This is a genomic window from Azospirillum sp. UENF 211521 (assembly GCF_058780535.1).
Window position 1 is genome coordinate 487,582 of the sequence record NZ_JBSNCF010000001.1, and the last position, 21,404, is coordinate 508,985.

The window sequence follows — 21,404 nt, forward strand, 5'->3', positions numbered from 1 at the left end:
CTGCTTGTGGTGACGGGAACTTGTGTGGATAATGTCCCGCAACAGGGGCGGTCGGAAGCCGCTCCCCAACAGCCCTTCAGGGCGTAACCAGAAGCACTACGGGGGAATCGCGAGCCAATGTCCGACAATTCGTTTTTTCCTGTTAAGCCGGAAATCGCCAAGACCGCTTACGTGGACGAAGCCGCCTACGCCCGCCTGTACGAGCAATCGATCAACGATCCGGAAGCCTTCTGGGGCGAGCAGGGCAAGCGCATCGACTGGATCAAGCCCTACAGCAAGGTGAAGGACGTCAGCTACACCGGGGACGTCCACATCAAGTGGTTCTACGACGGCACGCTGAACGTCTCGGCCAACTGCGTCGACCGCCATCTGGCGACGCGCGGCGACCAGACCGCCATCATTTTCGAGGGCGACGATCCGGGCGTTTCCAAGCACATCACCTACAAGGAGCTGCACGAGCAGGTCTGCCGCCTCGCCAACGTTCTGAAGAAGAACGGCGTCAAGAAGGGCGACCGCGTCACCATCTACCTGCCGATGATCCCCGAGGCCGCCTACGCCATGCTGGCCTGCGCGCGCGTCGGCGCCATCCACTCCATCGTGTTCGGCGGCTTCTCGCCGGACAGCCTGAAGGACCGCATCGTCGACTGCGACAGCCACTTCGTCATCACCTCCGACGAGGGTCTGCGCGGCGGCCGCAAGGTTCCGCTGAAGGCGAACGCCGACAAGGCCGTCGCCGCGGCGCCGGGCGTCAAGCATGTGCTGGTCGTCAAGCACACCGGCGGCAACGTCGCCTGGACCGAGGGCCGCGACCTCTGGTACCACGAGGAGATCGCGTCGGTCTCCGCCGACTGCCCGCCGGAGGAGATGAGCGCGGAGGACCCGCTGTTCATCCTCTACACCTCGGGCTCGACCGGCAAGCCGAAGGGCGTGCTGCACACCACCGGCGGCTATCTCGTCTACGCGTCGATGACCCACCAGTACGTCTTCGACTACAAGGACGGCGAGGTCTACTGGTGCACCGCGGACGTGGGCTGGGTCACCGGCCACAGCTACATCGTCTACGGCCCGCTGGCCAACGGCGCCACCACGCTGATGTTCGAAGGCGTGCCGACCTATCCGGACATCTCCCGCTTCTGGCAGGTGGTGGACAAGCACAAGGTCAACATCTTCTACACCGCCCCGACCGCCATCCGCTCGCTGATGCGCGAGGGTGAGGGTCCGGTGAAGAAGACCTCCCGCTCCTCGCTGCGCATCCTGGGCTCGGTGGGCGAGCCGATCAACCCGGAAGCCTGGCTGTGGTACTACAACGTGGTCGGCGATGGCCGTTGCCCGATCGTCGACACCTGGTGGCAGACCGAGACCGGCGGCATCCTGATCACCCCGCTGCCGGGCGCCATCGGCCAGAAGCCGGGTTCGGCGACCAAGCCCTTCTTCGGCGTCAAGCCGGTCGTCGTGGACAACGACGGCAAGGAGCTGGAGGGCGAGACGGAAGGCAACCTGTGCATCGCCGACAGCTGGCCGGGCCAGATGCGCACGGTGTTCGGCGACCACGAGCGCTTCGTCCAGACCTACTTCTCGACCTTCGCGGGCTACTACTTCACCGGTGACGGCTGCCGCCGCGACGCGGACGGCTATTACTGGATCACCGGCCGCGTCGACGACGTGATCAACGTGTCGGGCCACCGCATGGGCACGGCGGAAGTGGAAAGCGCGCTGGTGGCCCACCCGAAGGTGGCCGAGGCCGCCGTCGTCGGCTACCCGCACGACCTCAAGGGCCAGGGCATCTACGCCTACGTCACGCTCAACGCCGGGGAAAGCCCGACCGAGGAGCTGCGCAAGGAACTGGTGGCCTGGGTGCGCAAGGAGATCGGCCCGATCGCCTCGCCGGACCTGATCCAGTGGTCGCCGGGCCTGCCGAAGACCCGTTCGGGCAAGATCATGCGCCGCATCCTGCGCAAGATCGCCGCGAACGAGCACGACAGCCTGGGCGACACCTCGACGCTAGCCGATCCGACCGTCGTGACCGACCTGATCGAGAACCGCATGAACAACGCCTGATCGCGGCGTTCATCGGAGCCTGTCTACGGACCGGGGGCCTTCGTGGCCCCCGGTTTCGTTTTGGAACTGTTACTTGGGTGTGGAGTCCGATCCGTCGGAGGCGCCGCTGCCGGACTGCGACTTCACGTCTTCGGCGGTGCCGGGCTTCAGGCCGGACTCGCCGCTCGCCGCGTCGGGGACGGAGCCGATGCGGCCTTGCGCGCGGGTTTCCGCTGCGTTCTTCTGCTTGTCGGTTCGGCGCTCGCCCAGCGTCGGGTCCTGGGCGCCGGTCGATTCCATCCAGGCTTCGCCCTGGGACGGCGGGGCGGCGCCGAGGCCACCCTCCACCGTCTTGGCGTCCTGCGCGGCGGCGGCACCGGTCAGGGCGAGGCTGGCGGCCAGCAAGGCGATGGCGCCGGGGACGTAAGACGAGGCCTGGGTCGTCATGGTTCGCTCTCCTCCTTGGTGGGAGGGGCAACAGCGGAGCGAGACGGCGGGTTCCCAAATCATCCTTTGGTGGAGCCGGGTTAGCCCATGCCCGTCCCGTCGCACCAGGGCTGGCGCCGTTCGCCGTGATAGGGGCGGGCGAGCCCCGCCGCGATCAGCGCGGCCGACAGATCGTCACCCCCACCGGTCAGCACGCGGGCGCGCACCCGGCCGCCATATTTGTCGGGCTGGACGTCGAGCAGCCGCACCGGGGCCGCCCCGATCAGGCGGCGCGCGTGGTCGCGGGCGGTCTCCGCCAGTTCCCGCTCATGGGGGCAGCGGGCGCGCATCTCCGGCGCGTCCAGCCCATCCACGCGGACATGGGTTTCCACCACCTGGCCCAGCCAGATGGTCGCGCGCACCAGCAGCGTGTCGCCGTCCAGAACCTCCAGGACCTCCGCCGGGATCGGGCCGGGCAGGGCGGGCGGAGCAGCGTGGGTTGGGCCGGACAGCAACGTGGAGAGAAGCGCCAGCCAGAGCCCGGCGGAGCGGGCCGGGCATGGGGTGAAGGTCTTGGGCGATCCCATGGCACGGCCTTTCCGGGCACCGGTTCGCGAAGCGGCGAACCGGTCACAGAGTAGCGCGCGAACAGGAACGCATCAAGCACAACCTAGGTATTCTATCCTGGTTGCGTATGTATTCAATTTCGGAGCAGGGATGTTCAGGCAATCGGTCCTAGCGGTGCTGGATCAGAAGTCCGAGCAGCGGCCCTTGAACTCCCAATCGCCGAAGCGGGTCGGCTCCGGTCCCTGCGGGCCGCCGATCTCGCCGGGCATCTGCTCGGGTCCCTTCGCCCCCTCTCCGGCGTTGGCGTCCGGGGTCCGGGCCTCATCGGTCTTCGTTGCCTCGGAGGCGGGCTTCGCGGCGTCCTGCGGTCCCGGTCCGGTGGTCTTCGTCTCGGTCATGGCCGTCCTCTGGGGTCGGGTGCGGTGCTTGGCCATCTTGAACGATGCCTTCCGCCAAGCCCATATCACCAGACAGGTCCGGCGGAAAGCCCCGCCGAGGCCGTCCTGTCCAACCAACAGTGAAACCATCCAGAAGATCGCCCGGAACATCGTCAAGAGAACACTGCCATGACCAGCTATGTGAAGACCACCATCCTCCTCGCCGGCCTGACCGCCCTGTTCATGGGCATCGGCTATCTGATCGGCGGCAAGGGCGGCATGATGATCGCCTTCGTCATGGCGCTGGGCATGAACCTGTTCAGCTACTGGAACTCCGGCGACATGGTGCTGTCCATGTACGGCGCGCGGGAGGTCGATGCCTACACCGCCCCCGAATATTACGGCATTGTCCAGAAGCTGGCCGAGCGCGCCGGCCTGCCGATGCCGCGCGTCTACATCATGGAGAACGACCAGCCCAACGCCTTCGCCACCGGGCGCAACCCGGAGAACGCCGCGGTCGCCGCCACCACCGGCTTGCTGCGCCTTCTCAGCCCGGAGGAGATCGCCGGCGTCATGGCGCATGAGCTGGCCCATGTGAAGAACCGCGACACGCTGATCATGACGATCACCGCGACCATCGCGGGCGCCATCTCCATGATCGCCAACTTCGGCATGTTCTTCGGCGCGTCGCAGGGCAACAGCCAGAACGGCCAGGGCGGCAACCCGCTGGGGCTGATCGGCGGCATCCTGATCGCCATCCTGGCCCCCTTCGCGGCGATGATCGTCCAGATGGCGATCAGCCGCACCCGCGAGTACGAGGCCGACCGCATCGGCGCGGAGATCTGCGGGCGCCCGCTGTGGCTGGCCGACGCGCTGACCCGCATCCACAACTACGCCCACCAGATCCCGAATTACGCAGCGGAATCCAACCCGGCCACGGCGCATCTGTTCATCGCCAACCCGCTGCATGGGCGCAGCCTGGACAGCCTGTTCTCCACCCACCCGAACATGGAGGAACGGGTCCGCCGCCTGCGCGGCATGGCCGGCCCCTCCTTCATGCCGCGCAGCCCCTGGGGGTGAGTTCGCCATGTCCATCGCACGACCGGATGGGCGGTGAAGCCGGGGGCAAGATCGACACGGATTTCACGGATTTGGGCACGGATTTCACGGAGTCCCCGATCCGTGCCGCATTCCAGCCGCACCGGGCCGATCAGCTCCGTGAAATCCGGTTTTGATCCGTGAAATCCGTGTCGATTTTTGCCCGCGTTCGCCGGGCGCTGCGTTCAGGCTGGCTTTTCCGGCCCGGACGGTTCGCGGTTGCACGCCGAAAGACGTACGTCTACCTTCCCTCCGCTTGCCGATTGTGGGGCGCTCAGGGGGGAACACCGCATGTCCGACGTCACGAAATACCGCCTCGTCACCCGGTCCGACTTCGACGGGCTGGTCTGCGCCGTGCTCCTGAAGGAGCTGGGCATCCTCGACGAGATCAAGTTCGTGCATCCCAAGGACATGCAGGACGGCAAGGTCGAGATTTCCGACCGCGACATCACCACCAACCTGCCCTATGTGCCCGGCGTCCACCTCGCCTTCGACCACCATCTGTCGGAGACGATCCGCGTCGGCAAGCGCGACAACCACGTCATCGAGGCCGACGCCCCCTCCGCCGCCCGCGTCGTTTACAATTACTACGGCGGCAAGGAGCGCTTCCCGACCATCTCCGACGCGATGATGGCCGCGGTGGATCAGGCCGATTCCGCCCAGTACGGCATCGAGGACATCCTGAAGCCGCAGGGCTGGGCCCTGCTGAACTTCATCATGGACGCGCGCACCGGCCTCGGCCGCTTCCGCGATTTCCGCATCTCCAACTATCAGCTGATGATGGAGCTGATCGACTATTGCCGCAGCCACGGCATCGACGAGATCCTCGCCCTGCCCGACGTGAAGGAGCGGGTGGACCTCTACACCGAGCATGAAGCGAAGTTCTCCGACCAGCTCGCCCGCTGCAGCACGATCCGCGGCAACGTCGTGGTCGTCGACCTGCGGCGGGAGGAGACCATCTACGCCGGCAACCGCTTCATGATCTACGCCATGTACCCGGAATCGAACGTGTCGATCCACGTGCTGTGGGGTCTGAAGCAGCAGAACACGGTTCTGGCCTGCGGCAAGTCGATCATCAACCGCAGCTCCAAGACCAACATCGGTCCGCTGATGCTGGAGTATGGCGGTGGCGGGCACGAGGCGGCGGGCACCTGCCAGGTGGACAACGAGAAGGCCGGGGCGGTGCTGGAGGAGATCGTCGGGCGCATGCGCGCCGACGGCTGACAGGGATCGTGCCGGATCTGTTTCTCGACAAGACCCCGCTGTTCGAGGCGGGGTGGCTGAGCGTTTCCGCCGCCACCAGCCGGGATGACGTGCTGCTGTGCCTCGCCGAGGCGGAGCGCCGCGCCGAGGCGGGGCTGGAGAGACTCGGGCAGACTCTGACGCAGGGCGTTGCCGCGGCGGACCACGACCGGCGCATCGACGCCCTGCTGGCGCTGGAGACGCGCGGCATCCCGGCGTCCGGCACGGCGGCGGACGGGGCGGTGGAGCGCGTCATGATGGAGGTCGGCTTCCGCAAGCGCGACCTGATGCCCCGTTTCCACGAGCTTGCCGAGCACTGCCGCGCCGTCCATCGTCGCGCGCTGGCGGTCGCGCGGGACGCCCGCTGGGCGCTGATGCTGGAGCGCGCCGCCGCCGACCCCGGCGGGCCGTCCAGCCCCATCCAGGGAACCGGGACCCGCTACGTCAAGAGCGACCGCTACGACGCCCGCGCCGCGCGCAGCCTGCCGCCGGACGACCGCGTGCGCGCCGACCGTTTCCTCAAGCGGCTGGGCGAGGACCCGGTGCCGCCGGAGCTGGAGCTGAGCCCGCTGGAGGGGACGGCGCTGTGGGGGATGAAGGCGGGCAACGGCAACCGCTTCATCCTGCGCCGGGGCGAGTTGCGCGGCGTCGTCTGCTTCGTCGTCGAGGACGTCGGCCCCTATCCCGACCACGAGGGCGGACGGCGCGGCGCCCTGGCCCGCTGAGGGGCCCTGCCGAACGGCGTCCGATTCCGCTCGGCCGCGTGCAGCGGCTACTCGACACCCGCGGCCCGGCGCGCTACATCCAGCGGCATGTCCGACGCCTCCCTTGCCGCGCGCTCCGCCGCGCTCGACCTGCTGCGCGATGTGCTGCGCAAGTCCATTCCCTTCGATGACGCGTTCGACGCGCATCCGGAGTTGCGCGCGCTCGACCCGCGCGACCGCGGCTTCGTGCGGCTGCTGACCGCCACGGTGCTGCGCCGGCTCGGCCAGATCGACGCGCTGATCCAGGGCAGCCTCGCCAAGCCGGGCCTGCCCAAGGCCACCGTTCACGACATCCTGCGGCTGGGCGCGGCCCAGCTCGTCTTCCTCGGCACGCCCGCCCACGCCGCCGTCGACACGGCGGTCGAGCTGGCCGCGGCCAGGGGGGCTGAACCTTACAAGGGCCTGATCAACGCCGTCCTGCGCCGCATCGGGCGCGAGGGGACGGAGCTGGCCGCCCAGCAGGACGCCGGGCGCCTGAACACGCCGGACTGGCTGTGGCTGGCCTGGCGACAGGCCTACGGCATCGGCCGCACCCGCGGCATCGTCGAGGCGCACCTGCACGAGGCGCCGCTGGACATCACCGTCAAGGCCGACCCCGCGTTGTGGGCGGAGCGGCTGGAGGCCAGGCTGCTGCCCACCGGCACGCTGCGCCGCGCCGCCGGCGGCAACCTCACCGAGCTGCCGGGCTTCGCCGAGGGGGCCTGGTGGGTGCAGGACCTCGCCGCCTCGCTGCCGGCCAAGCTGTTCGGCGATCTGGCGGGCAAGCGCGTCTACGACCTGTGCGCGGCGCCCGGCGGCAAGACCGCCCAGCTCGTCGCGCAGGGCGCTGAGGTGACGGCGGTCGACCGCTCCGCCAAGCGGCTGGAGCGGGTGCGGGATAACCTGACCCGCCTGAACCTGTCGGCGGAGGTGCTGGCGACCGACGCCGCCACCTGGACCCCGGACCAGCCCGCCGACGCGGTGCTGCTCGACGCCCCCTGCTCGGCCACCGGGGCGATCCGCCGCCATCCCGACATCCTGCGCGTCAAGACGCCGGAGGACATCGGCAAGCTGGCCAAGGCGCAGAGCCGCCTGCTGGCCCACGCCGTCGATCTGGTGAAGCCGGGCGGAACGCTGGTCTACTGCACCTGTTCCATCCAGCCGGAGGAGGGCGAGGCGCAGATCGACCGCATCCTGGCCCGCGACAAGCGGGTCGAGCGGCTGCCCATCACACCGGTTGATCTGGGTGGCGGCCATGCGGGGGATGGCAATTTGGCCGAGTTGCTCAACGAGCGCGGTGAGGTACGATCCCTGCCGGGCATGCTCGGGGACCTCGGCGGGATCGACGGGTTCTTCGTGGCAAGGCTGCGACGGTTGCACGATTAGGGCACCACCGGCTTGCGGGGGTCGAGGCGAATTTGATACGACAACAGGATGCATCCCCCCGATCGCCCGAATGCCTTCAGCGAAGCGCCGGCCATCGCCTCCCCCTGCCGTGTGACGGGGTGAGCCGATGAGCGCCGGGCGTGGGAAAATGGGCCGCTTGCGGGACGGCGTCGCGCAGATCGCCTTCGGCAACCCGATCTACAAGCTGACCTTGGGCGGCCGCGCGCCGACCGCCCTGTCCGCCGTGCCGCCGGACCCCTGGCCGGGCGACGCCGGCGAAGGTTCGGCGATCCTGGCCGGCGTCTTCCGTTTCAGCGGGCAGGCCGCGGCGGCGGACGCCCACGGCGCGCCGAACTGGCGGGCGGGCGGCGCCGTCTGGCAGGACGCCCTGCACGGCTTCGACTGGCTGCGCGACCTGCGGGCGGTCGGCGGCGACACGGCGCGGCGGCGCGCCCGCGCGCTGGTGCTGTCCTGGCTGGACCACAACGGAAGCTGGAACGCCCAGACCTGGGCGCCGGAGGTGCTGGGCTCCCGCATCGCCGCCTGGATCGGCCTGCACGACTTCTACTGCGCCTCCGCCGACGACGAGTTCCGCGCCGCGGTCTTCGACAGCCTCGCCCGGCAGGTCAAGCATCTGACCCGCGTGGTGCCCGGCGCGCTGGACGGCAAGGCGCTGGTCACCGCGGCCAAGGGCCTCGTCTATGGCGGATTCTGCCTGCCGGAGCACGAGCGGGTCGGGCAGGACGCGCTGAAGCTGCTGGAGCGGGAACTGCCGCGCCAGATCCTGCCGGACGGCGGCCATGTCGAGCGCTGCCCCTCGGTGCAGCTGCGCATCCTGCGCGACCTGATCGACATGCGGTCGGTCCTGCGCACCGCCCGCGCCGACGTGCCGGAGGCGCTGCAGCACGCCATCGACCGCATGACCCCGGCCCTGCGCTTCTTCCGCCACGGCGACGGCGGCCTCGCCCTGTTCAACGGCGGGCGGGAGGAGGACGCGGCGCTGGTCGACACGGTGCTGGCCCAGGCCGACGCCCGCGGGCGCCCGCTGAAGAGCGCGCCGCACACCGGCTTCGAGCGGCTGATCGCCGGGCGGACCATGGTGCTGATGGACACCGGCGTGCCGCCGGTCACCGGGCTGGACGCCACCGCCCACGCCGGCACCCTGTCGCTGGAGATGTCGGTCGGCAAGGAGCGGCTGATCGTCAATTGCGGCGCCCACCCGGTGAAGACCGGCCCCTGGCGCGCCGCGCTGGCCGGCACCGCCGCGCATTCCACCGTCGTGCTGGCCGAGACCAACTCGTCGGAGGTGATGGAGCAGGGCGGGCTGGGCCGCCGCCCCTCCCATGTCGGCTGCGAGCGGCAGGAGAACGACGGGGCGGTGCTGGTCGTCGCCACCCACAACGGCTACAGCCGCAACTTCGGCTATCTGCACCGCCGCCGCGTTTATCTGGCGGAGAACGGCGAGGACCTGCGCGGCGAGGACATGCTGGAGCCGGTGATCGGCGCCACGCCGGAGCCGCGGCCCTTCACCATCCGCTTCCACCTGCACCCCGCGGTCCAGGCGAGCCTCGTCCAGGGCGGGCAGGTGCAGCTGAAGCTGCCGAGCGGGGCCGCCTGGCGGCTGCGCGCGTCGGGCGGCACGCTGGAGCTGGAGGAGAGCATTTATCTGGGCAGCGGCGACGAGCCGCGGCGGACCACCCAGATCGCCGTCTCCGGACATACCGGCCCCGCCATCAAGACGGTGAAATGGGCCTTGCGCCGCGAGCGCAAGGGGGGGTAAACCGCGCGCATCCGCGGCGGACAGGCCGTGGGAATACGGATCGGTGCCTGTTTCGAGAGTCTGTGGAGTGTTCGCCCTGCGACCGTGACCCCCGCCCAGGCGGGGGTGGCGAAGCGGGGTGTTTCGCTTTTCCGGCTTTCCGGGTCCCGTCTTCCCATGCCCCGTTTTCTCAGGCCCTGTCCGCCGCAGCCGGTTCCATGACAGCCAGGATGCCCCGATGAGCCCGCCGAACGTCGCCCACTCGCCCGCCCCCGATCTCGTCCGCATCACGCGCGCGCTGATCTCCGTGTCCGACAAGACGGGCCTTGTCGCGCTCGGCCAGGCGCTGGCGGCCAAGGGCGTGGAGATCCTGTCCACCGGCGGCTCGGCCCAGCGGCTGGCCGAGGCCGGCATCCCGGTGAAGGAGGTCTCCGACCACACCGGCTTCCCGGAAATCATGGACGGGCGCGTCAAGACGCTGCACCCGCGCGTGCATGGCGGCATCCTGGCCCGCCGCGACATCCACGCCGAGGCGATGACCACCCACGACATCCCGCCGATCGACCTCGTGGTGGTGAACCTCTATCCGTTCGAGGCGACGGTGTCGAAGGGCGCCGACTACGCCAACTGCGTGGAGAACATCGACATCGGCGGCCCGGCGATGATCCGTGCCGCGGCCAAGAACCATGACTTCGTCACCGTCGTCACCGATCCCGAGGATTACGAGGCGGTCCTGGACGAGCTGGCGACCCATGACGGCGCCGTCACGCTGAAGCTCCGCCGCACGCTGGCCCAGCGCGCCTACGCCCGCACGGCCTCCTACGACGCGGCCATCTCCTCCTGGCTGGCCGGCCAGCTCGGCGAGACCTTCCCGCCGCGCACCACCCTGTCGGGCAAGCTCAGCCAGACCCTGCGCTACGGCGAGAACCCGCACCAGCAGGCGGCCTTCTACGTCACCGGCGAGCAGCGTCCGGGTGTCGCGACGGCGATCCAGCTCCAGGGCAAGGAGCTGTCCTACAACAACCTGAACGACACCGACGCCGCCTTCGAGCTGGTCGCCGAGTTCGAGCGCCCGGCCGTCGCCATCATCAAGCACGCCAACCCCTGCGGCGTGGCCGAGGGGGCGAACCTGCTCGACGCCTACAAGCAGGCCCTGCTGTGCGACCCGGTCAGCGCCTTCGGCGGCATCATCGCCGTCAACCGTCCGCTGGACGCCGCCACGGCCGAGGAGATCGCCAAGCTGTTCGCCGAGGTGGTGATCGCCCCGGACGCCGACGACGCGGCCCGCGCCCTGCTCGCCACCAAGAAGAACCTGCGCGTCCTGCTGACCAAGGACGTGCCGAACCCGGCCGAGCCGGGGATGATGGTGAAGCAGCTCTCCGGCGGCTTCCTCCTCCAGAACCGCGACAACGGCCGCATCACGCTCGACGACCTCAAGGTGGTGACCAAGCGCGCCCCGACCGAACAGGAACTGGCCGACCTGCTCTTCGCCTTCCGCGTCGCCAAGCATGTGAAGTCGAACGCCATCGTCTATGCGAAGAACGGCGCCACGGTGGGCGTCGGCGCCGGCCAGATGAGCCGCGTCGAACTCGGCGCGCATCGCCGCCATCAAGTCGGCGGAGGCCGCCAAGACCGCCGGTCTGAGCGAGCCGCTGACCAAAGGCTCGGTGGTCGCCTCGGACGCCTTCTTCCCCTTCGCGGACGGTCTGCTGGCCGCGGCGGAAGCCGGCGTGACGGCGGTGATCCAGCCCGGCGGCTCGATCCGCGACAACGACGTCATCGCCGCCGCCGATGAGAAGGGTCTGGCGATGGTGCTGACCGGGATGCGCCACTTCCGGCACTGAGCATCCGCGTTCGCGAGCTCTTGCCCCCTCCCTAACCCTCCCCCGCCTTCGGCGAGGGAGGGGACCAACCCCCTCCACCGCGGAGCGGGGGAGGGCCGGGGAGGGGGCAATGCACTTTCTACCCCCGCCGCGCCCCCATCAGCCGCGCCAGCAAGGCGGCGGCTTCGGTCTGCGGCGTTTTCCCGTCCGCAGCCTCGTCCGGCTTCAGGCGCCCGGTCGCCGCCATGGCGATCAGCATCGCCGGATGCAACGCCGGGTGATGCCCCGGCGGCCGTCCCGCCGAATCGTCTTCCCCACGCGCCGCGGCGTGGTCGCGGGCCAGCGCCTCGTTGATGTGGGCGAAGGCCTCAATGTCCTTGATGTGCAACATGTCCGTTCCGCCCTCCGCGCAAAATTCGTTGTGCGTCGCAGCAAAAGGCAAGTTAGCAGCTTCCGCTGGGTGAATCCGCCGTCATGCCGCGGCGGACTGTCGCACCGTATTCGCATCGCCCGGTGCCGGCTCCCGAACCGCCAGCATAAGCCCAAAACCGATGACGAAGAAAGCCACAACGCTCGCCATGCCGGCCCGCTGGCTCTCGAACAGCGCGGTCGCCAGCCCGAAGGCGAGCGGCCCGACGAAGCCGGCCATGCGGCCGGTCAGGCTGTAGAGCCCGAACATCTCCCCCACCATGCCCGGCGGGGCCAGCCGCGCCATCATCGACCGCCCGGCCGCCTGCGCCGGCCCGAAGAAGGCGCCCAGCCCCAGGGCCAGCACCCAGAACCACGCCTTCTCCGTCGCCAGCAGCAGCGGCACGCCGAAGGCGGTCAGGCCGATCAGGCTGACCAGGATGGTCGGCTTGGCCCCCATCCGGTCGTCCACCCAGGCGAAGCCGATGGCCCCGACGCCGGCCACCACGTTCAGCGCGATGGCGAAGAGCAGGATCTCCTCGAAGCTCATGCCGAAGGCGTGGGCGGCGAAGATGCCGCCGAAGGCGGTGATGGTGTTGATGCCGTCGCGGTAGATCGCGCTGGCGATCAGGAAGCGCAGCGTGTTGCGGTATTTGCGCGTCTCCGCCAGCGTCCGGCGCAGCGTCGTCATGCCCTCCCGCGCCGCCTGACGGATGCCGAGACCGGTCGCCGGCACGTCCGGCACGAACAGGAAGAAGGGCAGGGCGAACAACCCGTACCAGGCGGCCGCCAGCAGGGCGGTGGCGCGCACCGGCGCCTGCTCCGCGGTGTCGAGCAGGCCGAACAGCGGGGCGGGCGACTTCACGAAGACGAACAGGGCGACCACCAGACAGGCCAGCCCGCCGAAATAGCCGATGCCCCAACCCCAGCCGGAAATCCGCCCGAGCATCCGCGGCGGCGCCAGCGCGGTCAGGCTGGCGTTGTAGAAGACGTTCGCCAGTTCGAAGGCGACGGTGCCGATGACCACGCAGACCAGGGCGAACAAAGCGTGGGACGGGTCGGGCTTCACCCACCAGAGCGCGGCGCAGAAGACCACGGTCAGGCCGGTGAACAGCGCCATCCACGGCTTGCGCCGCCCCGTCCGGTCGGCCACCGCGCCCAGCACGGGGCTGAGCAGGGCGATCAGCAGCCCGGCGACGGTCAGCGCGGCGCTCCAGCGCGAGGCGCCCGCCACCTCGTCCCCGACCACGCCGCGGGCGAAATAAACCGAGAAGATGAAGGTCGTGATGATGGTGTTGTACGACGAGTTCGCCCAGTCGTAGAGGCACCAGGACGCGATGGCACGGCGGCTCGGCGCCTCGGCGGTGTGGGGCATGCTGAAGGATCGGCCGTCTGTTGTCCGGGATGGCCCACTCTAGGCAAAGCGGCCGGGAATGCCAACCCGGGGGCGGGGCTACGCCGGTTTGGCGGAGTCCGCCACCGGCGTGGTGGCTTTCGCCAGCGCCACGCCCTGGGCGATGCCTTGCGCCATGTTTTGGGCGACGGTGGTGTCCAGTCGGGACTCGAAGCCCTTGAACCACGCCTGTGTCTTCAACGCGTCCGGTGTCTTAAGGATGTGCCGCAGCGGGTCGGACTGCGACCGGTCCATCGCCTGCTTGATCAGGGTCGCGAGCGGGTTGTCGCTGTCGAGCTTTTCCGGTTCATCGCCCTTCTCCCTCGTGTGGATTTCGTAGGACACCTGCGCCGACGCCCGTCGTGTCGCCCATTCGGTCGAGGTCTTCTCCTCGGGGCCGACGGCGTCCAGGAAGGTGAGGTTCGCCTTCATCCTTGCGGCCTCGTCGCCGCGGAACGGATCAGTGAAGCTGGCCTCCTGGCTGATCGGGCCGTTGTAGAGGCCCATGGCCAGACCCTCCTGCTGCGCCATGATCGATTGGGCGATGTCCTGCTCCTGCTTGGAGAAGTTACCGCCGGCGTTGCTGCGGACCGCTTCCAGCGAGCGGCGGTCGAGATCGCCCATCAGGGAGTACCAGTCCCGGCCCTCGAAGCTGTCGAAGTCGAAGGGCTTGCCGCTCGCCTTCATGGCCGCGTACTGCGCGTCCATGCGGGTGCGGGCGTCCTTGGCGATGGCCGGCCCGCTCAACCCCGCCGAACTGGACACCGCCCCCGGATCGGACACCGCCTTGGCCAGCGCCGTGGCGTTCTTGCCGTCACGCGTCGGGAAATAGGCTGCGTAGGGACCGGCGGACGTGCCGTTTCCGGTCTTGCCGGCCTTGGACGCGGTGGTGGTCGCCATGAAGGCCTGGGCTTCGACCGACAGGGTGACGAAGACGGCCGAGCCGCCGGAGGCCGACGCCGCCTGACCGGCGGCGGTCTGCGACGGGGCTCCCTTGTCGGCGCCCAGCACGGTCAGAGCCGCCTTGAGGCTGAAACCGAGGCTGAGGCCGGAGGCCGGCGCGTTCGACGGGTTGATCGACATGAGGCCCTCCCGACCATCCAGGCGGGCACTTTGGTCGCTGCCGCCATTCGTTGACGGCAGCGTAACGCTTTCAGGCGGGAGTTGTCAAAATTGCGAGGTTTTATTCGGTATGGCGAATGGCCGCGGGCGAATTGGGCGGCGCGGGTTCGTCGAGGTGAACCGGAACGACGTCGATGGTGGGTCGACGTTCGTCCAGGCGTGTGTCGATCCTCGCGCGCAGATCCATCATCTGCGCCTGGATCGCCTCGATCTCCGCCTTCTGCCGCTCCAGGTCGGACAGGTCGGGCAAGGGGGAGAGAGGGCGGTGGCGCTGTGGTCGGGCGTCTTGTCGGTGCTCATGGATCCTCTCCGGTTCGGCGTCGGTCGGCTGGCGGGAAACCCCGAAGGCACGCGTCCGCTCAGCCGCCCACGCCGAACGAAATCTGGTTGTTGTCGTAGCGGGCGACGATGGTCAGCCGATCGCCGGGGCGCACCCGGATCGGTGTCTCCAGATAGGTCATCGCCTGCTTCCAGTGATTCGTCCGCGCCCGGCTTTCGGAGCGGTAGACGACCTCCTCGTCCATCTGCAGGTCGAACCAGAAGGCGACGCCGTGGCAGGTGCCCTCCGCCGTGATCTCCACGGCGATCTCGCGGCCGCCCTCCTCGGGCATGTTGCGGGTGAAGTCGAAGTCGAGCGCGGTGAAGGCGGCCGACAGCGGCGTGTGGGTTTCGGCGCCGAGGTCGATCTGCTGGTAGCCGGGGGAGCGGAACACGTCGAACGCCGACATGTCGAAGCCGCCGATGGTCTTCACCGGGTTGATGCGGGCCAGCTCCGGCGTTTCCACCAGCATGGCGTAGACGGTCGAGGCGCGCGGGATGATCGCGCCGCCCGGCTTCACCAGATGGGTGCGCGCGTGCTGAAGGACCGACAGCATGCGCGGCGCCAGCATGCCGATGTTGATGAGTTCCGACACGAAGACGTCGGCCTTCTCCGGCAGGTCGCCGCCCTCGCCCACCGACAGGCGGGTGGACAGCTTCGGCACCACGTCGATGCGGTCGGCGTAGCCGTTGTTGGCGACGGTCTCGCGGGCGATGCGGGCGAGGATCGGGTTCACCTCGCAGGTCACCACCTTCCGTGCCCCGGCGCGCGCCGCCATCATGGCGACGATGCCCGAGCCGGTGCCGATCTCCAGGACCAGCGAGTCCGGGGTCACCGCGCGCTTCAGCGCCGCCTCGTAGGCGTCGTTGCGCTCGAAGTCGTTGATCATCGGCAGGTGCCAGCCGGGGACGGCGTTGGAATGGATCAGCCGGCGGGTGAACTGCACCAGCGGGTGGTCCGGCGCGATGGCGCGGGCGGCCTCGATGGCCTCCACCGCCTCGTTGGCGCGGTCGAGGCTCTGCAGCGTGTGGGCGAGGCCGACATGGGCGGGGACGAAGCGGGGCGCCGCCGCGATCACCACGCGGAACGCCTCCTCGGCCTCCTCCAGAGCGCCGCGGGTGCTCAGCGCCTCGGCGAGGTTGTAGCGGGCCTCCAGATACTCCGGCGCGCGTTCCAGGGCGGCGCGGAAGGCGGCCTCCGCCTCGTCCAGCCGGCCCAGCTCGCGCAAGGTGGTGCCCAGGAAATTGTGCATCTCCGGCGCGTCGCCGCGCAGGGCCAGGGCGGCGCGGAAAGCGCCTTCGGCGTCCTCCAGCCGGCCCAGCGCCTTCAGCGCGTTGCCCAGGTTGCCGTGAAGCTCCGGCAGGCGGTCGTTGAGGGCGATGCCGGCGCGGAACGCCGCCTCAGCCTCCGCCGCGCGGCCGAGCTGGAAGAGCAGGCTGCCGCGGCTGTTGTGGAAGGACGGGTCATTGCCGTCCTCGGCGATGGCGTGCGTGAAGAGGTCGAGCGCGCCGTCGGGATGGCCGGTGTGGGCGGCGACGACGCCCAGCAGGTGCAGGGCCTGCGCGTTGTGCGGGTCGGTCGCCAGGATCGCCCGGCAGGCCGCCTCCGCCCCACCCAGATCGTTCGTCCGCAGCAGGCGGATGGCGTCGTTCAGGGTCGGCTGGGGGTCGGTCATCGCGGCGGGCTCCGGTTGGGCGGACATTCCTTGGAATGGCCGCACCATAGCCGGAAAGCGGGCGGGACGCATGGGGAAACCCTCGTCCGGACCCGCCCGAAGGGAGCCGGACGAGGGGTTTGAAGCTGATTACCCCGCCGTCAGGCCGCGAAGCTGCCGGTTCGCCACCGCCAGCATCGACAGGTCGACGTTGGGCTGGGTGCGCAGCTCGGACAGGAGCTGTTCCACCCGCTCCACCACCGGCCGGCGGTGGGCGATCCAGGCCTCCACCGGGGCGTCCGCGGGAAGCTGGTCCACCGCCTCCAGCACGCGGGTGGTCAGCGCGGTCTGGTGGGCGAACAGGTCGTCCACCAGGGCGGCCACCGCCTGCTTCTGCCAATGGTTCTCCGCCTTCGCCGCGGCGGCCTTGTCGCGCAGCCACTCCAGGCCGAAGCGGCGGCCCAGCATGAAGTAGACCGCGGCGACGTCCGCGACCCCGCGCCCGGTGCGCCCGGCGATGCGAACGAGGTCGGGGGCGGCGGCCAGAACCGGCAGCGCCGCCATGCGGCGGGCCAGCTCGGCGGGGACACCCTGCTCCTGGTAGGAGGCGACGCGGGCGGTCAGGCGGGCCGTCTCCTCGGCGTCCAGCACGTTGTCGAGACCGGTGAGAAGCGTCTCGATGCCGGGCCGGAAGGCCTCCGTCTCGCGGGCGATGTCCAGCGGCTGCTGGCAGCTCGCCAGGAACCAGGCGGCGGCGCGCTCCATGTGGCGGACCGTCTCCAGGATCATGCTGGTCTGGAGCGCGGCGGGAACCACGTTGTCGAGGTCCTCGATCCCCGTCCACAGAGAGCGCAGGCCGAAGGCGTCGCGCACGATGGTGTAGGCGCGGGCGACGTCCCCCGGCCCCATCCCGGTCTTCTCCATCATCTCCTTGACGAAGGTCGGGCCGGTGCGGTTGACGAGGCTGTTGGTGACGCTGGTCGCAATGATCTCCCGCCGCAGCCGGTGCCGTCCCACCGCGTCCGCGTGGGCCTTGCGCAGCGGCTTGGGGAAGTAGCGGGTGAGGTCGTCGGCCATGAAGGGATCGTCCGGCAGGTCCGACGCCAGCAGATCGTCGTAGAGCGTGATCTTGGCGTAGGCCAGCAGCACGGCCAGCTCGGGCCGGGTCAGCCCCTCGCGGTTGGCCATGCGGGCGGACAGCTCCTCCTCGTCGGGCAGATACTCGATGGCGCGGTTGAGCCGGCCCGCCTTCTCCAGCGAGCGGATCAGCCGGGCCTGCGCCTCCAGCGCGTCGGGACCCTGGGCGCGGGCGACGGTCAGCGCCTGGCTCTGCAGATAGTTGTCGGCCAGTACCAGGCCGGCCACCTCGTCGGTCATGGCGGCGAGCAGCTGGTCGCGCTGCTTCAGCGTCATGTCGCCGCGGACGACCACGTCGTTCAGCAGGATCTTGATGTTCACCTCATGGTCGGAGGTGTCGACGCCCGCCGAATTGTCGATGGCGTCGGTGTTCAGCCGCACCCCGTGCTGCGCCGCCTCGATGCGGCCGCGCTGGGTGACGCCCAGGTTGGCGCCCTCGCCGATCACCTTGGCCCGCAGGTCGCGCCCGTCGATGCGCAGCGCGTCGTTGGCCTTGTCGCCGACCTCGGCGTTGGTCTCCTCCGCCGCCTTCAGGTAGGTGCCGATGCCGCCGAACCACAGCAGGTCCACCTCGGCCTTCAGCAGGGTCTGCATCAGCTCCAGCGGGGTGACGTGGTCCTTGGCGATGCCGAAGCGCTGGCGGATTTCCGGGGTCAGCTCCAGCGACTTGGCCGAGCGGTCGAAGACGCGGCCGCCCGCGGACAGCAGCGACGCGTCGTAGTCCGCCCAGGAGGAGCGGGGCAGGTCGAACAGGCGCTGCCGCTCCTCCCAGCTCCGCGCGGCGTCGGGGTCGGGGTCGATGAAGATGTGGCGGTGGTCGAAGGCGGCGAGCAGGCGGATGTGCTTCGACAGCAGCATGCCGTTGCCGAACACGTCGCCCGACATGTCGCCGACGCCGACGACGGTGAAGTCCTGCGTCTGGGTGTCGTGCCCCAGCTCGCGGAAATGGCGCTTCACCGATTCCCAGGCGCCGCGGGCGGTGATGCCCATCTTCTTGTGGTCGTAGCCGGCGGAGCCGCCCGACGCGAAGGCGTCGCCCAGCCAGAAGCCGTGATCCACCGACACCGAATTGGCGATGTCGGAGAAGGTCGCCGTGCCCTTGTCGGCGGCGACCACCAGATAGGGGTCGTCCCCCCAAATTTCCAAGTCGTGGCGGACCACCTCGGGCGGCGGCACCACCGCGCCCCCGGCGTCGAGGTTGTCGGTGATGTCGAGCAGGCCGCGCATCAGCGTCTTGTAGCACTCGATGCCTTCGGCAAGCTGAGCCTCGCGCCCGGCGGACGGCGGCGGCGGGCGCTTGACCACGAAGCCGCCCTTGGAGCCGACCGGCACGATGACCGTGTTCTTGACCATCTGCGCCTTCATCAGCCCGAGTATCTCCGTGCGGAAATCCTCGCGGCGGTCGGACCAGCGGATGCCGCCGCGCGCCACCTTGCCGCCGCGCAGATGGACGCCCTCCATCCGCGGGCTGTAGACGAAGACCTCGACCATCGGGCGGGGCAGCGGCAGGTCGTCGATGTGGCGGCTGTCGATCTTGAAGGAAATGTAGGTCTTGGGCCGCCCGTCCGCGCCGGTCTGATAGGCGTTGGTGCGCAGCGTGTTGCACAGCAGGTTGAGGAAGCGCCGCAGGATGCGGTCCTCGTCGAGGTTTTTCACCCCGTCGAGCGCGCGTTCGATCTCCGCGGCCAGCCCCGGATCGTTCTGCGAACGGCGGGCCGGGTCGAAGCGGCTGTGGAACAGGGCGACCAGCTTGCGCGCGATGGCCGGATGGCCGGCCAGCGTGCTTTCCACCACGTCCTGCCCGTAGGGGATGCGGGCCTGACGCAGATACTTGGCGTAGGCGCGCAGCACCGTCACCTCCCGCGCGGTCAGGCCGGCGCGAAGGACGAGGCGGTTGAAGCCGTCATCCTCCATCCGGCCGTCCCAGACGGCGGCGAGGGCGTCCTGGAACTTCTCCTTCACCATGGCGCAGTCGATGGGCAGCCCGTTCTGCGAGCGCGCGGTGAAGTCGTGGATCCACACCGGGGCGGCGTGGCCGGCGATGGCGATCTCGAAGGGTGCCTCGGTGATCACCTTCAGGTCCATGTGCTCCAGCATGGGCAGCACGTCGGACAGCGGCACCGGTCGGCCTTCGTGGTAGATCTTGACGTGCAGCTCGTCCCCTTCGGCCTCCAGCGGGCGGTAGAGGTTGATGCCCAGCGTGCCCTGGGCCGTCGCCTTCTCGATCCGCTCGATGTCGAAGACCGCGGCCTCGGCGTTGAACTCCTCGCGGTAGGCGGTGGGGAAGGCGTCGGCGTAGCGGCGGAACAGGGTGCGCCCCTGCTCCTCGCCGTGGGTCTCGACCAGCGCGTCGCGCAGATGGTCGTCCCAGCCGCGCGACGCCTGGACCAGCCGCGCCTCCAGATCGGTGGCGTCGACGGCGGGCACGCGCCCCGGCTCGGTCCGGATGATGAAATGCAGGCGGGCCAGCACGCTTTCGGTGAGCTGCGTGGTGAAGCCGGTGCAGGTGCCGTCGTAGGCGGCCTCCAGGATGGACTGGATGCGCCGGCGCAGCGTGGTGTCGTAGCGGTCGCGCGGCACGTAGACGAGGCAGGAGGCGAAGCGCTCGAACGGGTCCTTGCGCACGAACAGAGCCAGCCGCTGGCGCTCCTGCAGGTGCAGGATGCCGACGGCGATGTCCAGCAGCTCCGGCACCTGGATCTGGAACAGCTCGTCGCGCGGGTAGGTCTCCAGGATGTGCAGAAGCGCCTTGCCGTCATGGCCCTGCGGGTCGAAGCCGGCGAGATCCATCACCTCCGCGACCTTGCGGCGCAGGTAGGGGATCTCGCGCGGGCTGCGGTTGTAGGCGACGGAGGTGAAGAGGCCGGCGACCAGCCGCTCGCCGATGATCCGCCCCTCGGCGTCGAAGCGCTTGATGAGGAAGGCATCCATCGGCACCGCGCGGTGCACGGGGGAGGGGCGGTTGCCCTTGGTCACCATCAGGACGCGCGGGTTGCGCAGGAAGTCGCGCACGTCGGGCGGCAGGGTGGCGTAGTTGCGCAGCCCGTCGAAGACGGTGACGGAGTCGTCGCGCAGGATGCCCAGGCCGCTGCCGGCGACCAGCCCCAGCGAGGAATCCGCCCCGTCGGCGCCGCTCTCGAAGCGGTATTCGCGGTAGCCGAGGAAGGTGAAGTGGTCGTCGTCGGCCCAGGACAGGAAGGCTTTGGCCTCGTCCACCTCGTCGTCGGGGATGATGGCCGGGACGGCGGCGCGGGCGCAGTCGGCCTCCACGATGGCGGCGCGCACCTGCTGGCGCATGGCCCGCCAGTCGGCGACGGCGGCGCGCACGTCGGCCAGCACGCGCTCCAGCCCCTCGCGGGCCTGATCCAGCGCGGCGGCGCCGGTGACGGCGCCGACCTCGACATGCATGAAGGATTCGGGGGCGGCGTCGGTGGGGGCCGCCGCGGGTTCGTACAGCTCCACCAGCTGGCCGTCGGCGTCGCGCTTGACCCGCACCACGGGGTGGATGACCAGATGGACGGTCATCCCCTGGCGGTTCAGCTCCGCGGTCACCGAGTCGACGAGGAAGGGCATGTCGTCGTTGACGATCTCCACCACCGTGCGGTGGGATTGCCAACCATGCTCCTCGACCCGGGGGTTGTAGACGCGGACTTTGGCGCGGTCCGTCGCCTCGCGCTGCTGGCCCCATTGCCACATGGCCAGCGCGGCGCCGTAGAGCTGCTCGGCCGGAGCCTGGATGATGTCGTCGGGCGGGACGTTGTCGTAGAACTGCCGTACGAAGCGCTCCGCCGGTGCCGCGCGGCTGCGGCCCAGCCGCTCGCGAACCTGCCGCACGACCTCTTCGGTCAGCTCGTCCTTGAGCTGTTCGGCCCTGAGAGCCATCGCTCCAATCCTTCCCTGATTTTTTGCGGCG

The 21,404-nt window shown here is 69.7% G+C and carries 15 protein-coding genes and 1 pseudogene; 7 read left to right on the forward strand and 9 right to left on the reverse strand.

Annotated features, from left to right (window positions below; translation table 11 throughout):
- Nucleotides 1-117 precede the first annotated feature (117 nt).
- Nucleotides 118-2,058: an acetate--CoA ligase gene (gene acs / locus ACWPN5_RS02300; RefSeq protein WP_145682443.1), complete on the forward strand. Its 1,941-nt coding sequence runs from the start codon at nucleotides 118-120 to the stop codon at nucleotides 2,056-2,058.
- A gap of 69 nt (nucleotides 2,059-2,127) precedes the next feature.
- Here the strand turns inward: acs and ACWPN5_RS02305 are convergent, their stop codons facing one another.
- The 3 genes from ACWPN5_RS02305 to ACWPN5_RS02315 all read right to left on the reverse strand — a co-directional run bounded on the left by ACWPN5_RS02305 (nucleotide 2,128) and on the right by ACWPN5_RS02315 (nucleotide 3,428).
- Nucleotides 2,128-2,484, reverse strand: coding sequence for a hypothetical protein (locus ACWPN5_RS02305; RefSeq protein WP_492294018.1), 357 nt, complete (start codon nucleotides 2,482-2,484; stop codon nucleotides 2,128-2,130).
- An 80-nt stretch (nucleotides 2,485-2,564) separates the two neighbouring features.
- Nucleotides 2,565-3,050: a thermonuclease family protein gene (locus ACWPN5_RS02310; protein ID WP_145682441.1), complete on the reverse strand. Its 486-nt coding sequence runs from the start codon at nucleotides 3,048-3,050 to the stop codon at nucleotides 2,565-2,567.
- 162 nt (nucleotides 3,051-3,212) lie between these two features.
- Nucleotides 3,213-3,428, reverse strand: coding sequence for a DUF1674 domain-containing protein (locus tag ACWPN5_RS02315; RefSeq protein WP_145682440.1), 216 nt, complete (start codon nucleotides 3,426-3,428; stop codon nucleotides 3,213-3,215).
- Between the two features lie 168 nt (nucleotides 3,429-3,596).
- On the opposite strand from ACWPN5_RS02315, the gene htpX reads away from it, so the two are divergent.
- The 6 genes and pseudogenes from htpX (at nucleotide 3,597) to purH (ending at nucleotide 11,479) form a co-directional block, all read left to right on the forward strand.
- Nucleotides 3,597-4,487: a zinc metalloprotease HtpX gene (gene htpX / locus ACWPN5_RS02320; RefSeq protein WP_492294020.1), complete on the forward strand. Its 891-nt coding sequence runs from the start codon at nucleotides 3,597-3,599 to the stop codon at nucleotides 4,485-4,487.
- 309 nt (nucleotides 4,488-4,796) lie between these two features.
- On the forward strand, nucleotides 4,797-5,729 hold the full coding sequence (locus ACWPN5_RS02325; RefSeq protein ID WP_492294022.1) for an exopolyphosphatase: 933 nt from the start codon (nucleotides 4,797-4,799) through the stop codon (nucleotides 5,727-5,729).
- Between the two features lie 8 nt (nucleotides 5,730-5,737).
- Nucleotides 5,738-6,472 (forward strand): hypothetical protein, encoded by a 735-nt coding sequence (locus tag ACWPN5_RS02330; RefSeq protein WP_492294024.1) that lies wholly within the window; start codon nucleotides 5,738-5,740, stop codon nucleotides 6,470-6,472.
- An 87-nt stretch (nucleotides 6,473-6,559) separates the two neighbouring features.
- A complete protein-coding gene (locus ACWPN5_RS02335; protein ID WP_145682438.1) occupies nucleotides 6,560-7,876 on the forward strand; it encodes an RsmB/NOP family class I SAM-dependent RNA methyltransferase in 1,317 nt (438 codons plus the stop codon).
- A gap of 148 nt (nucleotides 7,877-8,024) precedes the next feature.
- Nucleotides 8,025-9,656, forward strand: coding sequence for a heparinase II/III family protein (locus ACWPN5_RS02340; RefSeq protein WP_492294026.1), 1,632 nt, complete (start codon nucleotides 8,025-8,027; stop codon nucleotides 9,654-9,656).
- Between the two features lie 217 nt (nucleotides 9,657-9,873).
- Nucleotides 9,874-11,479, forward strand: a pseudogene (purH, locus tag ACWPN5_RS02345) (bifunctional phosphoribosylaminoimidazolecarboxamide formyltransferase/IMP cyclohydrolase).
- Nucleotides 11,480-11,597: 118 nt separating this feature from the next.
- On the opposite strand, the gene ACWPN5_RS02350 reads toward purH, so the two are convergent.
- The 6 genes from ACWPN5_RS02350 to ACWPN5_RS02375 all read right to left on the reverse strand — a co-directional run bounded on the left by ACWPN5_RS02350 (nucleotide 11,598) and on the right by ACWPN5_RS02375 (nucleotide 21,373).
- Nucleotides 11,598-11,849 carry a hypothetical protein gene (locus ACWPN5_RS02350; RefSeq protein ID WP_492294028.1) on the reverse strand — a complete coding sequence of 84 codons (252 nt, stop codon included), beginning with the start codon at nucleotides 11,847-11,849 and terminating at the stop codon, nucleotides 11,598-11,600.
- 81 nt (nucleotides 11,850-11,930) lie between these two features.
- The gene (locus ACWPN5_RS02355; protein WP_492294030.1) at nucleotides 11,931-13,241 is read right to left on the reverse strand and encodes an MFS transporter; all 1,311 of its coding nucleotides are present in this window, start codon (nucleotides 13,239-13,241) and stop codon (nucleotides 11,931-11,933) included.
- 78 nt (nucleotides 13,242-13,319) lie between these two features.
- Nucleotides 13,320-14,342 carry a hypothetical protein gene (locus ACWPN5_RS02360; RefSeq protein WP_145682433.1) on the reverse strand — a complete coding sequence of 341 codons (1,023 nt, stop codon included), beginning with the start codon at nucleotides 14,340-14,342 and terminating at the stop codon, nucleotides 13,320-13,322.
- A 100-nt stretch (nucleotides 14,343-14,442) separates the two neighbouring features.
- The gene (locus tag ACWPN5_RS02365) at nucleotides 14,443-14,631 is read right to left on the reverse strand and encodes a hypothetical protein (RefSeq protein WP_492294032.1); all 189 of its coding nucleotides are present in this window, start codon (nucleotides 14,629-14,631) and stop codon (nucleotides 14,443-14,445) included.
- A gap of 109 nt (nucleotides 14,632-14,740) precedes the next feature.
- Nucleotides 14,741-16,375: a tetratricopeptide repeat protein gene (locus ACWPN5_RS02370; RefSeq protein WP_145682431.1), complete on the reverse strand. Its 1,635-nt coding sequence runs from the start codon at nucleotides 16,373-16,375 to the stop codon at nucleotides 14,741-14,743.
- A gap of 129 nt (nucleotides 16,376-16,504) precedes the next feature.
- Nucleotides 16,505-21,373, reverse strand: coding sequence for an NAD-glutamate dehydrogenase (locus tag ACWPN5_RS02375; RefSeq protein ID WP_492294034.1), 4,869 nt, complete (start codon nucleotides 21,371-21,373; stop codon nucleotides 16,505-16,507).
- Nucleotides 21,374-21,404: the final 31 nt, after the last annotated feature.

Excerpts from the sequence above, each read along its gene's own strand:
- acs (WP_145682443.1), top strand. The coding sequence starts at position 118 with ATGTCCGACAATTCGTTTTTTCCTGTTAAGCCGGAAATCGCCAAGACC.
- ACWPN5_RS02305 (WP_492294018.1), bottom strand. The coding sequence starts at position 2,484 with ATGACGACCCAGGCCTCGTCTTACGTCCCCGGCGCCATCGCCTTGCTG.
- ACWPN5_RS02310 (WP_145682441.1), bottom strand. The coding sequence starts at position 3,050 with ATGGGATCGCCCAAGACCTTCACCCCATGCCCGGCCCGCTCCGCCGGG.
- ACWPN5_RS02315 (WP_145682440.1), bottom strand. The coding sequence starts at position 3,428 with ATGACCGAGACGAAGACCACCGGACCGGGACCGCAGGACGCCGCGAAG.
- htpX (WP_492294020.1), top strand. The coding sequence starts at position 3,597 with ATGACCAGCTATGTGAAGACCACCATCCTCCTCGCCGGCCTGACCGCC.
- ACWPN5_RS02325 (WP_492294022.1), top strand. The coding sequence starts at position 4,797 with ATGTCCGACGTCACGAAATACCGCCTCGTCACCCGGTCCGACTTCGAC.
- ACWPN5_RS02335 (WP_145682438.1), top strand. The coding sequence starts at position 6,560 with ATGTCCGACGCCTCCCTTGCCGCGCGCTCCGCCGCGCTCGACCTGCTG.
- ACWPN5_RS02340 (WP_492294026.1), top strand. The coding sequence starts at position 8,025 with ATGGGCCGCTTGCGGGACGGCGTCGCGCAGATCGCCTTCGGCAACCCG.
- ACWPN5_RS02350 (WP_492294028.1), bottom strand. The coding sequence starts at position 11,849 with ATGTTGCACATCAAGGACATTGAGGCCTTCGCCCACATCAACGAGGCG.
- ACWPN5_RS02355 (WP_492294030.1), bottom strand. The coding sequence starts at position 13,241 with ATGCCCCACACCGCCGAGGCGCCGAGCCGCCGTGCCATCGCGTCCTGG.
- ACWPN5_RS02360 (WP_145682433.1), bottom strand. The coding sequence starts at position 14,342 with ATGTCGATCAACCCGTCGAACGCGCCGGCCTCCGGCCTCAGCCTCGGT.
- ACWPN5_RS02370 (WP_145682431.1), bottom strand. The coding sequence starts at position 16,375 with ATGACCGACCCCCAGCCGACCCTGAACGACGCCATCCGCCTGCTGCGG.
- ACWPN5_RS02375 (WP_492294034.1), bottom strand. The coding sequence starts at position 21,373 with ATGGCTCTCAGGGCCGAACAGCTCAAGGACGAGCTGACCGAAGAGGTC.